Below are 13,828 nucleotides of genomic sequence, written 5' to 3'. Positions count from 1 at the left end.
CCGGCCACCCGGCGCCGTAACCTGCGTCCATGACCACCGGCACCGATTCCTCAGCGGCACCGCCCGCCACCCTCGACCTCTGGAAGGCCGGGCTGCGTTCGGTACCCGCCGAGATCTGGACAAGGACCGGGCTACGGACACTGATCCTCGCCGACAACGACCTGGCCTCCGTACCATCCGACATCGCCCGTCTGCGGAATCTGCACACCCTCGATCTCGGCCACAACGCCCTGACCCGGCTACCCGAGCAGATCGGAGACCTCACCGGACTCACCCGCTGCCTCTACCTCCACGACAACCGCCTCACCGAACTCCCCGCCACCCTCGGCAGACTGAACCGCCTCGGCTACCTCAACATCGGCGAGAACCCGCTGGGCCAACTGCCCGAGTCCCTGGGCGCCATGACCGGGCTGCACGAACTCCGCGCCCAGCACGCCGCCCTGACCGGGCTCCCCACTTCCCTCGGCCGCCTCGCGGGCCTGCGGGAACTGTGGCTGCGCGGCAACCAGCTGACCGGCCTGCCCGCCACCGTGAGCGGCCTCCACGCTCTACGAGAGCTGGAACTACGGGAAAACGCCCTGCCCGAGATACCGGACGCCCTGCGCGGCCTCCCCCTGCTGCGCCGGCTCGACCTGCGCGGCAACAAGCTGCACGACGTACCGCACTGGCTGGCCGACCTGCCGGCCTTGGAGAAGCTGGACCTGCGCTGGAACTCCGTGGACCACGACGCGGCGCCGCTACGAGCGCTGCGGGAACGCGGCTGCGTCGTCCTGGCGTGAGGCTCCGGGGGCGACCTCAGGTGAGATCGAACTCCCCGTCACGCGCCCCGAGGACGAACCCCCGCCACTCGGCAGGCGTGAAGACCAGCGCGGGCACCTCCGGCGTACGCCGGTTGCGCATGGCGATCCAGCCCTCGACGAAGGCGACCTGAACGTCCCCCGCCCCCTGACTGCTCGACTGCCACGCGGCCCCCGTCAGATCCAGTTCCGGCCCGGCCCCGCCCGCGACCCGCTGCTCAACCATGCCCTCACTCACGCCACCGCTCCTTCCGGCCCTTGCGATCCCCCTGGTTCGACGTCGCGGTCAGCCTAGCCACCGGGGGCGATGGCGGACAGGGGGCGGTGAGGCGGGGGCGGCTCAGGGCCGGACCCGTAAGGCCCGGCCCTGAGCATGTGCGTCACGACTGTGCGACGGCTTCCAGTGGGCTGAGGGCGGCTGCCCGGCGGGCGGGGACCGCTGCGGCCAGCGTGCCGATGGCCAGGGACACCAGGCAGACGAGGAGCAGCGTGCCCCAGGGCAGTGCGGGGCCTGCTTCGTCGCCGTACGCACGTACCCGCGGAGCGGCCCCTCCGGACCGGCAGCGATCACGCCTGCGCAGTCGGCCGAACGGCGATCTCCCCGACATCAACCCCCTCGGGCTGTTCGATGGCATAGCCGATGGCGGAGGCGACAGCGGAGGGCGGCATGGCGATCTCGTCGCGCTGTTGGATCAGCGCGGCCGCGACCTCCGGGCCGGCGCCCTTGCCGACGCCCTCGGTGTGGGTGAAGCCGGGCGAGACGAGGGTGACGCGCAGGTCGGGTCCGGCTTCCTGGCGCAGGCCCTCGGTGAGGACCTTCACCGCCGTCTTGGTGGCCGCGTAGACCGCCTGCGGGGATTTGACGACGTAGGCCGCGGTGGAGCCGACATTGACGAACTGGCCGGAGCGCTGCCGGCGGAAGACGGGCAGGGCCGCCCCGATGCCGTTGAGGAGGCCGGTGATGTGGGTGGAGACCATGGCGTCCCAGTCGTCCTGGCGCAGCTCGTCGAACGGCGAGACGGCCATCGTGCCCGCGTTGGAGACGAGGACGTCGAGCCGTCCGTACCGGTCGAGGGCCGTGTCCGTCAGACGCTGGAGGTCTTCGCGGCGCGTGACGTCGACGATGACGCCCTCGGCGGCGCCGCCCCTCGCCGTGATGCCGTCCACGACAGTGTTCAGCCTGTCCTCGCGCCGGGCCCCGAGCACGAGCCGGGCGCCCCTTTCGGCGAGGTGGGCCGCGGTCGCCTCCCCGATGCCACTGCTGGCACCGGTGATCGCGATGACTTTGCCCTGAATACCCGACATGATCGGCTTCCTTTCACGGGTGCGCGCAGGTCAGCACGGTGACCTACAGTAAAAGCGGGGATGTCCCCGCTTAACTCCACACTAAGTGGGGGCTCCCCCACTTAACAAGCCCGAGAGGCTTCCGAGAGAGGACGGCGAGCACTGATGACCGACGGAGCGCCGCGGCCGATGCGGGCCGACGCACGGCGCAACAGGGAGAAGATCCTCACGGCCGCGGTACGCGTGTTCACGACAGAAGGGCTGGACGCGCACCTGGAACGCATCGCCAAGGAGGCGGGCGTGGGCAGTGCGACCCTGTACCGCAACTTCCCCACCCGCGAAGCCCTGGTCGAGGCCGTCTACCGCAACGAGGTGGCCCACCTGTGCGACGCCGCCCCCGCCCTCCTCGCACAGAAGCCGCCGACCGAGGCCCTGCGCGCGTGGACCCGCCTCTTCCTGGACTACGTGACCGCCAAATACGGCATGATCGACGCCCTGCGCGCCATCGCCGCGCAGGGAAGCAACCCCTATGGCCACAGCCGGGAAATGATCCAGGCCGCCATCGCCTCACTCATGGACGCCTGCACGGCCGCAGGCGAAATCCGTACCGATATCCGGCCCACCGACCTCAGCGCCGCCCTGGAAGGCATCGCCCTCACCTCGGCAGGCACCGAACACCGCCAGCAAGCGGAGCGCCTGCTCGACCTCACGCTGGATGGCCTTATGGTCCGGCGTTGAGAATTCGCGCGTGGGTCCGTCCCATCGCCAACGGGCCCATTGCACAGACCAAAGACGCGGCAGTGACCCGTTCCCGCACGCAGGCATGCGTCGCCGTACGGGAACGGGCCACACCGCACAACGAGGCTCGAAGAGCACGAGCGTTTCGACAACCGTGGCGGCCATTTTCGTAGCCATGGCGGCCATTTCCGTGCTGCTTCTTCGAAAACGGCCGTGTTACTTCCGTACGCGGAGTGACCGGCCACCTGGGCGAGTGACTTGACCGGAGCAGCCGGCGCAATGGGCCTGCCGTATCCGCACCGGGGCCTTCTGCTCGAAAGCAGGCGGCGCCCTGGCTCCTTGCGGTGTGCGAGCCGATCCGGACCTGTGCCCGTTGCTCCTGGAGTCTCGATGACACGCCTCTTCCTTCGCGCCGGCCGGGCCGTCCCGGCGGCCTGCACGCTCGCGCTGACCACGGGACTGGCCGCGCAGCCGGCCCACGCCTCCCCTCTCGACCATCGCGCACCCACCGCAACAGCGGGCCGGGCAGCCGGGCCGGGCGCACTGCCCGACCTGCCGACGAAAGCCGAGGCCCTGGAGCGGCTCGACTCACTGAAGGTCGACAAGAGCAGAGGCAAGTTCACCGCTTACGACCGCAAGGACTTCGGCATCTGGGGCGAGCACACCGTGAACGGCAAGAAGTGCACCGTTTTCGATGCCGTCGTCCACCGCGACCGCCTCAGCGGCACCCCCAACGGATGCAAGATCGCGGGCGGCACCTGGCCCAACCCCTACAACGCCACCGGCACCATCACATCCGAACGGGTCAGCGTCGATCACATCGTCGCGCTGCGCGACGCCTTCGAATCCGGCGCGAACAAGTGGGGCAAGCCCAGGAAGCGTCAGTTCGGCAACGACCTGTCCCGGCCCCAGCTGCTCGTGGTGGCCCAGGCGGACAACAGCAGCAAGGGCAACAAGAGCCCGGGCGAGTGGCTGGTGCCGAACAACTACGGCGGTTTCGCCTGCGATTACGCGCGCGCCTACGTCCAGGTCAAATACCACTACGGCCTGAGCATCCTGGAGACCGACCCGAAGAACACCAAAATCAAAAAGCAGATCCACGACAAAACCGCACTGCAGAAGGCTTTGAACACCTGCCCCTAGAAGCGGGCAGTGCAACATCGCTCCAGCGAGGCTCGTGGCAGCACGGGCGCGGTGTCCAAATGCTCTGTGCCGTCGCCATGGATGACGACTACAACGTCCTGTACGCCGTGGACGACAGCAGTAACGACAACACCAGAATCCTCATCGCCTCCGTCTTGCGCGCCCGGCCCAACAACTAGGGCGTGTCCGGCAGGTCGTCTTGCCAGGTGATCATCCTTGGGGGTCATGCGCCTCCGCCGCTCGGCTGAGCGGTGCTGCCTCGTTGGAAGGATGTGCCGGCAGGAGCTGTTGGCAAGCATGGAGCGGTGACTGAGCAAGGGAATTTCGCACCAGCTTCCGCTCTCGGATCCCCGTCATTGGACGTGCCGCGCTGGGCGCGGATCGCGGCGCACACGGTGCCGTTCACCATTCTGCCCTCGGGGCTGTGGCGGATGGGCGTGATGCTGGCCGTGCCGGGCTTCGGCACGGCCGAGGCGCGGGAGCAGGGTGCTGGGCTTGATCTGTATCTGATCGTGCTCTTCGCGGTCTCTGAGGGGCTCGGATTGCTCACCTTGGGGTTGATCCAGCCGTGGGGGGAGGTGGTGCCGCGATGGATCCCGTTGCTGGGCGGACGCCCGGTGCGCCCGCTCGCCGCAGTGGTCCCGGCCATGCTGGGTGCCCTCGCCTCGATGGGCGTCGTGTACTACTTCTTCCTCAGCATCCTCTTCGGCGGGTTTCCTCCCGGCCACACGGTGACCGAAGAAGCCGTCCTGACGGCGTGCTACCTGCCGTTGCTCGCCTGGGGGCCGCTGCTGGGGCTGGTGACCTACGCCTACTACCGGCGCCGCACCGGCCGGTGAGAGCCCAACGGGTCACGGGCGGAGCCAGCGGCGAAGTGCGGCGACCGTGACGGTGCCGTGGAAGACGTAGGCCCTCTTGTCGTAACGAGTGTCCATGGCCCGGGAGTTTTTGATCTGTGCCGACGCCGCAGGTAGCGACGGTTGCGGCGGGAGCTGTACGCCTTGTCGCCGCTCAGATGGTCGGGGCAGGTCCGCGGACGGCCGCCTGCGGGGCGGTGCTGCGCAGGCCGGATGCGTGTACGTGGTTTCCGCGGCGCCTTCCTGCGGGCGCCGGCGGCGTGCTGGTGGGCTCGGCAGACGGTGGAGTCCACACTGACCATCGACCAGTCAATGCGGCCCTCCGCCAGCACGGCCCGGAGCATGCGTTCCCAAGTGCCGTCTGCTGACCACCGCCGATGCCTCTCGTACACGGTCTTCCAATTCCCGAACCGGGTCGGCAAGTCTCGCCACGGAATCCCGCCGCGCAGCCGGAAGAGGATTCCGTTGACGACTCGGCGGTGACTCTTCCACCGCCTGCCCCACCCCACCATGACCGGAACGATCCACACCTGGATCCGTCATCGACCTGCCGGATACCCCCTAGCACCCGAGCCATCGTGAGCACCCCAACCAGGCACAGGCCCCCTCAACCAGTAGGCGGTTCGCCACCCACCACCCACATCGAGAAGAACTGCGAGCCGCCCCCGTACGCGTGCCCCAGCGCCCGCCGCGCGCCGGGGACCTGGCGTTCCCCCGCCTCCCCGCGGACCTGAAGTGCCGCCTCCGCGAAGCGGATCATGCCGGAGGCGCCGATGGGGTTGGCGGAGAGTACGCCGCCGGAGGGGTTGACGGGGAGGTCGCCGTCGAGTTCTGTTGCGCCGGATTCGGTGAGTTTCCAGCCCTCGCCAGGGGCGGCGAAGCCCAGGTTCTCCAGCCACATCGGCTCGTACCAGCTGAACGGTACGTACATCTCGACCGCGTCGATCTCCCGGCGCGGATCGGTGATCCCGGCCTGTCGGTAGACCGCCGCCGCGCAGTCCTTGCCCGCCTGCGGGGAGACGAAGTCCTTGCCCGCGAAGAGGGTGGGTTCGCTGCGCATCGCGCCGCCGTGCACCCATGCGGCGGGGCGGGGCGCCCGCCGCGCGCCCGCGCGGTCGGTGAGCACCATGGCGCAGGCGCCGTCGGAGGACGGGCAGGTCTCGGAGTAGCGGACGGGGTCCCAGAGCATCGGGGACGCCTGGACCTTCTCCAGGGTGATGTCGTGTTCGTGGAGGTGGGCGTAGGGGTTCTTCAGCGCGTTGCGGCGGTCCTTGTACGCGACGAGGGAGCCGATCGTGGCGGGCGCGCCCGTACGGCGTATGTAGGCGCGTACGTGCGGGGCGAAGAAGCCGCCCGCCCCGGCCAGCAGCGGCTGCTGGAACGGCACCGGCAGCGACAGTCCCCACATCGCGTTGGACTCGGACTGCTTCTCGAAGGCGAGGGTCAGTACGGTGCGGTGCACGCGGGCGGCGACGAGGTCGGCCGCGACCAGGGCGGTGGAGCCGCCGACCGAGCCGGCGGTGTGCACCCGCAGGAGCGGTTTGCCGACCGCGCCGAGCGCGTCGGCGAGGTACAGCTCGGGCATCATCACGCCCTCGAAGAAGTCGGGGGCCTTGCCGATGACCACCGCGTCAATGTCCTGCCATGCCAACTCGGCGTCTCGCAGAGCCCGGTGGGCGGCCTCGCGGACGAGTCCGGCCATGGAGACGTCGCGGCGTGCCGCGACGTGCCGGGTCTGGCCGATGCCGACGACGGCGACGGGTTCTTTGGCGGTCGCGGCCCTCGGTGTTCCTCCGGTCCTGCTCATCGCGGGTCCCCTTCCAGTACGGCGACCAGGTTCTGCTGGAGGCAGGGCCCCGAGGTGGCGTGGGCCAGCGCCCGTCGCGAGTCGCCGCGCCGGATGCGCTGCGCGGCCTCGCCGATGCGGAGCAGTCCGGTGGCCATCATGGGGTTGGCGGCGAGGGCCCCGCCGGACGGGTTGATCCGTACTCCGTCGTCCAGCCGCAGCGCCCGGCGGAGGATCACCTCCTGGGAGGTGAAGGGCGCGTGCAGTTCGGCGGTGTCCACGGGCCGTTCGAAGACTCCGGCGCGTTCCGCGGCCAGCCGGGCGGACGGTGAGTCGGTGAGGTCCCGTACGCCGAGTCCGTGGGCTTCGGTGCGGTGGTCCATGCCGCGGATCCAGGCGGGCCGGTCGCACAGCCGCCGCGCGGTGTCCCCGGCCGCGAGGATCACGGCGGCGGCACCGTCGGTGACGGGCGGGCAGTCGCCGGTGTGCAGTGGCCGGACGGCGTACGGGCCGTGCGGCACGGAGCCCGTGAGCTGGGCGTACGGGTTGGCCGCCGCGTCGGCGCGGCTGCGTGCCGCGACCCCGGCCAGCGCCGCTTCGTCCGTGGCGCCCGCGTCGATGAGGGCCTGGGCCTGGAGGGCGGCCAGGGCGACCGGGTCGGGCCACAGGGGTGCGACGTAGTACGGGTCGAGCTGGCGGGTGAGCACGTCGCGCACCTCGCCGGACGAGGACTTGCCGTACGCGTACACGAGCGCGGTATCGGCGTCGCCGGTCAGCAGCTTGACCCATGCCTCGTACAGCGCCCAGGCGCCGTCCATCTCGACGTGCGACTCGGCGATGGGCGGCCAGGCGCCGACGCTGTCCAGTGCCATGGTGAAGGAGAAGGCCCGCCCGGCGAGGTAGTCCGACGATCCGGAGCAGGTGAAGTCGATCTCCCCGGCCCGCAGTCCGGCCTGGCCGAGTACGTCCTGGAGGACCGGCAGCAGCAGTTCGGCCTCGGAGACCTCGGCGGAGTCGCGGGTGTGGCGGCTCTGCGCGAAGGCGACGACCGCGACCTCGCGCGCGGGCGGTGCGGCCGGGACCGGCGGCGTCCCGGCGGGATCGGGGGTCGCGGACATCAGATCAGCTCCTTGTAGCTGTCGTAGTCGGCGTCGGGTTCGCCGGTGGGCCGGTAGTGGTCCGGGTAGCGGCTGCCGTCGCGCCATACCGGCTCGACGCGCAGGCCCATCCGTACCCGGTCGTACGGGATGCCGCCGATGCGCGCGTGCAGGGCCAGGTCCGCGCCGTCCAGGGCGATGTGCGCGTACACGTACGGCACCTCGATGTCGAGGTTCTTCGCCTTGATGTTGACGATGCAGAAGGTGGTGACCGTCCCCCTGGGGCCGACCTCCACCTGGTCGCGGGTGGCGACGCCGCAGGTGGGGCAGGCGCCGCGGGGCGGTACGTACACCTTGCGGCAGGACGGGCAGCGCTCGCCGACCGTCCGGCGCTCGGCGAGGGCGGCGAGATAGCGGGACTGGGCGCGGCCGGGCGTGTAGGTGTAGTCGAGGCGGGCAGGGGCGGTGATACCGGTGACGGGGTCGGCGAACTCGCCGCTGTGCGGGACCGGTTCCACAGACCCGCCGCTTTCCGGGGCCGGTTCCGCGGACTCGCTCCTGTGCGGGACCGGTTCCGCGGACGCCCTCCTGCGCGGGGCCGATTCCGTGGACTCGCCGCTGCGCGGCACGGCCTCCCCATCCGCACCGCCCTCGTACGGCTCGAAGCACGCGATGTCCGTGATCGCCCCCGTGCGCTCCCCCGCCCACCGCACGCGCACCCGCATCCCGGTGTGCACCGCGTCCGGACCGGCCGCGTCCAGGGCGTGCAGCAGCGCCGTGTCCGCGCCGTCGAGGCGCACCAGTATCCAGGCGAACGGTGTGTCCAGCGGCTGGCCGCGGCGCGGGGCCGGGTTCCAGGCCCAGGTGGTGACGGTGCCGGTGGTGCCGACCTCGACGAGGTCGCGTATCTCCTCGGCGGTGGCCGGGTCGTACTCGACGGGCGGCACCAGTACCCGCCCGTCCGCGGTCCGCACCCCGAGGACGGTCCGCTCGCGCAGCCCGGTGAGGAAGGCGCTCTGTACGGGCCCGAGCGACCGGGTGAAGGGGAACTCCACGACGAGCGGGGCCGACAGCGCCTCTGGAGTACCGGAGATCGGTGGCATTCGGGCTCCTCGCTTCCGTACGGGTCGGGCGGGGCGGCGATCAAGTGCGGGGCTCAGGCGCGCCGGAAGACCGGCGGGCGCTTCTCGGCGAAGGCCCGGGAGCCCTCCTTGGCGTCGGCGGTGCCGAAGATGGGCCAGCCGCGTTCCAGTTCGGCCTTCAGCCCGTCCTCCTCGGTCATCCCGGCGGTCTCGTAGACGGACGCCTTGACCGCCTCGACGGCAAGCGGGCCGCACGCGTTGATCCGTTCGGCGATCTCCAGCGCCGTGCCGAGCGCGTCACCGTCCGGTACGACATGGCCGATCAGGCCGATACAGGCGGCCTCCTCGGCGGTGTACGGGCGCCCGGTGAGCAGCATCTCCAGGGCGTGGGTGCGCGGGATCTGGCGCGGGAGGCGGACCGTCGAGCCGCCGATGGGGAACAGTCCGCGCCGCACCTCGAACAGCCCGAACGTGGCGCTCTGCCCGGCCACCCGGATGTCGGTGCCCTGGAGGATCTCCGTACCGCCGGCGACGCAGGCGCCCTCGACGGCGGCGATCACGGGCTTGCGCGGGCGGTGGTGGCGCAGCATGGCCTTCCAGTGGAGGTCCGGGTCGGCCGCCAGGCGCTCGCGGTACGGTTCGCCGTCCATGCCGCGGCCGGCCAGCGCCTTGAGGTCCATGCCGGAGCAGAAGGCGCCGCCCGCGCCGGTGAGCACGATGGAGCGCACGCCGTCGTCCTCGTCGGCCTCGGTCCAGCCGTCGTACAGGCCCACCAGCATCGGCAGCGACAGCGCGTTCTTCGCCTCCGGCCGGTTGAGGGTGAGCACCAGGGTCGCGCCGTCGCGTGTCACCGTCAGATGTTCGGTCCCGCCCATGCGTCCTCCCGTCCGTACGGTCGCGTACCGGACCCGTCCGCCGCCGTCCGGCCGGAGCCGGTCCGCCGCGGAACGTAGAACAGGTTGCAGGAGCCCGGGGCCGACTTCAAGAGTTTTCTGACAGGCAGTCAGTTTCCGGTGTCCCGCCCCCTTCCCCCGTACGCCGCGCGGCGCTCTAATGACCGCGGACCGACGCCGCCGCCCGCCCTGGAGGAGACGTGGAATACAACCTCGCCGATCTGTTCGAGTCGGTCGTCGACACGGTTCCCGGCCGGGAGGCGCTGGTCCACCTGGATCATCCGGGTACGGGCGCGGAGCGGCGCCTGACGTACGCGGAGCTGGACCGCGCGGCCAACCGGCTCGCCCACCACCTGCGCGATCACGGGGTCACCCCGGGCTCGCACGTCGGCCTGCACCTCTACAACGGCGTCGAATACCTCCAGGCCCTCTACGCCTGCCTGAAGATCCGCGCCGTCCCCGTGAACGTCAACTACCGCTACGTAGAAGACGAGTTGGCCTACCTCTACCGGGACGCCGATCTGGTCGCGCTGGTCTTCGACGCGGAGTTCACCGGCCGGATCGCCGCCGTCCTGCCGCGTACGGAGCGGCTGCGCCATCTCGTACGGGTGGGCACCCCGCCGCCGGGCGCGCCGGAACCCGCCGTCGCGCCGGTGCCGTTCGAGCAGGCCGAGGCGTCCGGTTCGCCCGACCGGGACTTCGCGCCGCGCTCCGGCGGCGACCGGCTCGTCATCTACACCGGCGGCACCACCGGCATGCCGAAAGGCGTGATGTGGCGGCACGAGGACATCTTCTTCTCCGGCATGGGCGGCGGCGCGCCCACCGGCGAGCCGGTACGGCGCCCGGAGGAACTGGCCGAACGCGTCGCCGCGGGCGGCGAGGGCCTGGTCTTCTTCCCCACTCCCCCGCTGATGCACGGGACCTCCACCCTCACCGCGTTCATCGCCTTCCACTTCGGCCAGAAGGTCGTCCTGCACCGCAAGTACGTGCCGGAGGAGGTGCTGCGCACCATCGAGCGCGAGAAGGTGACCAGCGTCTCGCTGGTCGGCGACGCGATGCTGCGCCCCCTCGCGGACGCGCTGGCGGGCCCGCTGAAGGGCACCGACTGCTCCTCGCTGTTCAGCGTCAGCAGCTCCGGGGCGATCCTGTCGGAAACCGTACGGGCCCAGTTCAGCGCGCTGGTGCCGGGCGCCCTGCTGCTCAACAACTTCGGCTCGTCGGAGTCGGGCTTCAACGGCACCGCCACCGAGGACTCGGGGCCGGACAAGGGGTTCCGGTTACGCGTCAACGCGCACACGGCGGTGGTCGACCCGGCGTCCCCCGTGCACGCCCCGGTGGCGGCCGGCGAGGTCGGGCGGCTCGCGCTGCGCGGGCATGTACCGCTCGGCTACTACAACGACCCGCGCAAGACCGCCGAGACGTTCTTCGAGGCGGACGGCGAGCGGTGGGTGCTGCTCGGTGACATGGCCACCGTCGACGAGGCGGGTATCGTCACCGTCCTCGGGCGCGGCTCGCAGTGCATCAACTCCGGCGGCGAGAAGGTCTATCCGGAGGAGGTCGAGCAGGCGCTGAAGGCGCATCCTGATGTCTACGACGCGCTGGTGGCCGGGGTGCCGGACGCGCGCTGGGGCAGCCGGGTCGCCGCCGTCGTACAGCTGCGGGAGGGTGCCGGGCCGCTGGGCCTTGAGGCGGTGCAGGAGCACTGCCGGGCGCGGCTGGCCGGCTACAAGGTCCCCCGGTCCGTCGTCTTCACCGAGCGCATCCGGCGCTCCCCGAGCGGCAAGGCGGACTACCGGTGGGCGAAGGCGGTGGCGTCCGGCACGGGCACCCCGTAAGTCCGACGCCTCCGGCACGGACCGGGCTCCGGCCGCCGCCCCGACGGCGGCCGGAGCCCCTGACCGGCAGGTTCATCCGGTACGGCGGTGGAGATGGCGCGGCCCACACACCCGGGAACGGATGTGCGCCGCGCCGGGCCGGGGTATGACGGCGAGATTCTTGGCCATAAGGGTTCTCCTGGATGGGAAGAAGGGGACACCCGCACGGTTGCCCACACCGTGCGGCGGGACGTCAACCGGTCCCCACGCTTCACCCGCTTGGCACACGCCGCGCCGCCCGAATGCAGCAAGCCGGGGCCGGTGCCGGGGGCTGGGAAGTCGCCCGGCGGCCCCACTAGGCTGAAGCATGGACATCGATGGCGCGGAGCCCGGCGGCGGCCCTTCCGGTGAGTACGGCTCGTGTGTGCGCCTCGACCCGGAAGCGCGCGATCCCCGCTCCCGCCCGGACCCGCTGTGCGCCGCGGGCCCTGTGGTGCCCGTCCTGCTGCCGGGTGGGGTGACGGCCTGGCTGGTGACCCGGCATCAGGCCGGGAAGGCGGTGCTGGCGGACGGCCGCTTCGTCAAGGACATCGGGGCCTGGCGCGCCTGGCGCGGCGGCGAGGTCCCGCGCTCCTGGCCGCTGGCGCCGCTGCTGACCGTCGCGAACATGACCACCGCGACGGCGGGCGACCACACCCGGCTGCGCGCGCCGCTGGCCCGCGCGTTCACCGCGCGCCGCGTGGCGGGGCTGCGGCCGCGCGTCGAGGAGCTGGCCGGGGAGCTGCTGGACGGCCTCGCCGCCGAGGGGCCGGCGGGCCCCGTCGAGCTGCGGGCCCGCTTCGCCCACCCGCTGCCGATACGGGTCATCTGCGAGCTGTTCGGCGTGTCCGACGACCGCCGTCCCCGGCTGCAGTCGCTGTGCCAGGCCCTGTTCGCCGCCCCGGCGGGCCCGGCCGATGCCCTGGCCACCCACCGCGAGCTGCGGGCCGCGCTCGCCGATCTGCTCCGCGCCAAGCGCGAGGACCCCGGGGACGACCTGACGAGCGCGCTGGTGGCCCCCGGCCACGGCCTCAGCGGGAGCGAACTCGTCGACACGCTGTTGCTGATGATTGTCGCGGGCCATGAGACCACGGTGAACCTGCTGGTCAACGCGGTGTACGCGCTGCTGACCCACCCCGGTCAGCTCACTCTCGTACGCGGCGGGCAGGTGCCCTGGAGCGCGGTGGTCGAGGAGACGCTGCGCTGGGACCCGCCGGTCGCCAACTTCCCGTTCCGCTACGCGCTGTGCGACGTGGACCTGGCCGGCCGGACCATTCGCGCGGGCGATCCGGTGATGCTGTCGTACGCCGCCTTCGGCCGCGACCCGCGGCAGCACGGGCCCGGGGCCGACCGCTTCGACGTCACCCGGCCGCCCACCCGCCATCTGGCCTTCGGGCACGGCATCCACCACTGCCTCGGTGCGCCGCTCGCCCGCCTGGAGGCGGCGGTCGCCCTCCCCGCGCTGTTCGACCGCTTCCCCGGCCTCGCCCTGGACGACCCCGGGCAGCGTCCGCTCCGCCGCCCGTCCATGGTCTTCAACGGCCTGCGGGAGCTGCCGGTCGTCCTCGGCCCGCCCGGCGGTTCATGATGCCGGACGCGCCTCGTCCGCCCCGCACACCGACCGTACGGAACGGGCCAGCGCCACCGTGTGCAGGGTGTCGAGGCCCCGCTCGTGACGTACGTCAGCGGTGTCGTGCACCAGGGAACGGAGGCAGCGCGGCGATGTACGGGCCGCGCCGGAGGCGGCGATCGCCCGTACCAGAGCGTCGTTGACGCGGTTGATCTCCTTGCGCACCTCACCGAGATCCGGGCGCCGGGTGGGTGCCTGCGCCGGGTCGGCGGTCCAGCGGCGGTGCAGCGCGCGCTGCACGGTCTTGTTCGCCTCGATCTGGTCCCGGAAGATCCGCGCGGTCCGCCGCGGATCGGTGCCCAGCTCCGCGGCCTGCCGCGCCACGGCCTCCAGCACCTGCCGCTCGCGCACCGGATCGTCGACCGGGCTGCCGGTCCCCCACTTCGCCGCGGCCACCAGGTCGGCGGTGGCGAGGCGTTGGGCGGACAGGTCGGCGAGGGGGCGCAGGGCGTGCGTCTCGCGGGGTGCCGCCGGGGCCGCGCCGGCCGTCGGGGCGGCGGTGAGAAGAGCGGTGACGGCGGCGCCCGTGGTGAGCAGCCGGCGCAGAGAGGTACGTATGGTGCGTGCCACGATCGGCGCTCCTGTCCCCGGGGGTTGGCCAGGCCGATCGTACTGACGGATGCGGCCGGGGCGGGAGTGCTGGTATCTGCCGCACTCCCGCCCCGGCC

13 protein-coding genes and 1 pseudogene are annotated in these 13,828 nt (G+C 71.8%); 6 read left to right on the top strand and 8 right to left on the bottom strand.

Features of this window, described 5'->3' with window-relative positions; all coding sequences use genetic code 11:
- The first annotated feature begins 29 nt into the window (after positions 1–29).
- A complete protein-coding gene (locus CP984_RS35315) occupies positions 30–779 on the top strand; it encodes a leucine-rich repeat domain-containing protein (protein ID WP_003982036.1) in 750 nt (249 codons plus the stop codon).
- Between the two features lie 16 nt (positions 780–795).
- Here the strand turns inward: CP984_RS35315 and CP984_RS35310 are convergent, their stop codons facing one another.
- Entirely contained in the window at positions 796–1,023 is a 228-nt protein-coding gene (locus tag CP984_RS35310; RefSeq protein WP_032920786.1) for a DUF397 domain-containing protein, read from the bottom strand.
- 341 nt (positions 1,024–1,364) lie between these two features.
- Complete coding sequence (locus CP984_RS35305) at positions 1,365–2,102, bottom strand: SDR family oxidoreductase (protein ID WP_003982034.1); 738 nt, start codon at positions 2,100–2,102, stop codon at positions 1,365–1,367.
- Between the two features lie 144 nt (positions 2,103–2,246).
- On the opposite strand from CP984_RS35305, the gene CP984_RS35300 reads away from it, so the two are divergent.
- The 3 genes from CP984_RS35300 to CP984_RS35290 all read left to right on the top strand — a co-directional run bounded on the left by CP984_RS35300 (position 2,247) and on the right by CP984_RS35290 (position 4,801).
- Positions 2,247–2,819 carry a TetR/AcrR family transcriptional regulator gene (locus CP984_RS35300; RefSeq protein WP_003982033.1) on the top strand — a complete coding sequence of 191 codons (573 nt, stop codon included), beginning with the start codon at positions 2,247–2,249 and terminating at the stop codon, positions 2,817–2,819.
- Between the two features lie 390 nt (positions 2,820–3,209).
- Positions 3,210–3,962, top strand: coding sequence for an HNH endonuclease family protein (locus CP984_RS35295; protein ID WP_003982032.1), 753 nt, complete (start codon positions 3,210–3,212; stop codon positions 3,960–3,962).
- A gap of 305 nt (positions 3,963–4,267) precedes the next feature.
- Complete coding sequence (locus CP984_RS35290) at positions 4,268–4,801, top strand: hypothetical protein (protein WP_030181559.1); 534 nt, start codon at positions 4,268–4,270, stop codon at positions 4,799–4,801.
- A 12-nt stretch (positions 4,802–4,813) separates the two neighbouring features.
- Here the strand turns inward: CP984_RS35290 and CP984_RS35285 are convergent.
- The 5 genes and pseudogenes from CP984_RS35285 to CP984_RS35265 form a co-directional block, all read right to left on the bottom strand.
- Positions 4,814–5,331 (bottom strand): annotated as a pseudogene (locus CP984_RS35285) (IS5 family transposase).
- A gap of 95 nt (positions 5,332–5,426) precedes the next feature.
- On the bottom strand, positions 5,427–6,626 hold the full coding sequence (locus CP984_RS35280) for a thiolase domain-containing protein (RefSeq protein ID WP_003982029.1): 1,200 nt from the start codon (positions 6,624–6,626) through the stop codon (positions 5,427–5,429).
- Positions 6,623–7,723 carry a thiolase domain-containing protein gene (locus tag CP984_RS35275; protein ID WP_003982028.1) on the bottom strand — a complete coding sequence of 367 codons (1,101 nt, stop codon included), beginning with the start codon at positions 7,721–7,723 and terminating at the stop codon, positions 6,623–6,625. The genes CP984_RS35280 and CP984_RS35275 overlap by 4 nt, the downstream gene beginning before the upstream one ends.
- Positions 7,723–8,805 carry an OB-fold nucleic acid binding domain-containing protein gene (locus CP984_RS35270; protein ID WP_003982027.1) on the bottom strand — a complete coding sequence of 361 codons (1,083 nt, stop codon included), beginning with the start codon at positions 8,803–8,805 and terminating at the stop codon, positions 7,723–7,725. Before CP984_RS35270 ends, CP984_RS35275 begins: the two co-directional genes overlap by 1 nt.
- A gap of 53 nt (positions 8,806–8,858) precedes the next feature.
- Positions 8,859–9,659 (bottom strand): crotonase/enoyl-CoA hydratase family protein, encoded by an 801-nt coding sequence (locus CP984_RS35265; RefSeq protein ID WP_003982026.1) that lies wholly within the window; start codon positions 9,657–9,659, stop codon positions 8,859–8,861.
- A 218-nt stretch (positions 9,660–9,877) separates the two neighbouring features.
- Here CP984_RS35265 and CP984_RS35260 point away from each other — a divergent pair, with 218 nt between their 5' ends.
- Positions 9,878–11,512, top strand: coding sequence for an acyl-CoA synthetase (locus tag CP984_RS35260; RefSeq protein WP_003982025.1), 1,635 nt, complete (start codon positions 9,878–9,880; stop codon positions 11,510–11,512).
- 346 nt (positions 11,513–11,858) lie between these two features.
- Complete coding sequence (locus CP984_RS35255; protein ID WP_003982024.1) at positions 11,859–13,118, top strand: cytochrome P450 family protein; 1,260 nt, start codon at positions 11,859–11,861, stop codon at positions 13,116–13,118.
- Here the strand turns inward: CP984_RS35255 and CP984_RS35250 are convergent.
- Positions 13,113–13,730, bottom strand: a complete 618-nt coding sequence (locus CP984_RS35250; RefSeq protein WP_003982023.1) for a chorismate mutase — start codon at positions 13,728–13,730, stop codon at positions 13,113–13,115. The genes CP984_RS35255 and CP984_RS35250 overlap by 6 nt on opposite strands.
- Positions 13,731–13,828 lie beyond the last annotated feature (98 nt).

This window comes from Streptomyces rimosus, assembly GCF_008704655.1.
In the GTDB taxonomy this organism is placed as follows: Bacteria; Actinomycetota; Actinomycetes; order Streptomycetales; family Streptomycetaceae; genus Streptomyces; species Streptomyces rimosus.
The sequence above is the reverse complement of the archived record's forward strand: the minus strand, read 5'-3'. Positions and strand labels throughout refer to the sequence as shown.

Excerpts from the sequence above, each read along its gene's own strand:
- CP984_RS35305 (WP_003982034.1), bottom strand. The coding sequence starts at position 2,102 with ATGTCGGGTATTCAGGGCAAAGTCATCGCGATCACCGGTGCCAGCAGT.
- CP984_RS35295 (WP_003982032.1), top strand. The coding sequence starts at position 3,210 with ATGACACGCCTCTTCCTTCGCGCCGGCCGGGCCGTCCCGGCGGCCTGC.
- CP984_RS35315 (WP_003982036.1), top strand. The coding sequence starts at position 30 with ATGACCACCGGCACCGATTCCTCAGCGGCACCGCCCGCCACCCTCGAC.
- CP984_RS35270 (WP_003982027.1), bottom strand. The coding sequence starts at position 8,805 with ATGCCACCGATCTCCGGTACTCCAGAGGCGCTGTCGGCCCCGCTCGTC.
- CP984_RS35275 (WP_003982028.1), bottom strand. The coding sequence starts at position 7,723 with ATGTCCGCGACCCCCGATCCCGCCGGGACGCCGCCGGTCCCGGCCGCA.
- CP984_RS35300 (WP_003982033.1), top strand. The coding sequence starts at position 2,247 with ATGACCGACGGAGCGCCGCGGCCGATGCGGGCCGACGCACGGCGCAAC.
- CP984_RS35280 (WP_003982029.1), bottom strand. The coding sequence starts at position 6,626 with ATGAGCAGGACCGGAGGAACACCGAGGGCCGCGACCGCCAAAGAACCC.
- CP984_RS35265 (WP_003982026.1), bottom strand. The coding sequence starts at position 9,659 with ATGGGCGGGACCGAACATCTGACGGTGACACGCGACGGCGCGACCCTG.
- CP984_RS35310 (WP_032920786.1), bottom strand. The coding sequence starts at position 1,023 with ATGGTTGAGCAGCGGGTCGCGGGCGGGGCCGGGCCGGAACTGGATCTG.
- CP984_RS35255 (WP_003982024.1), top strand. The coding sequence starts at position 11,859 with ATGGACATCGATGGCGCGGAGCCCGGCGGCGGCCCTTCCGGTGAGTAC.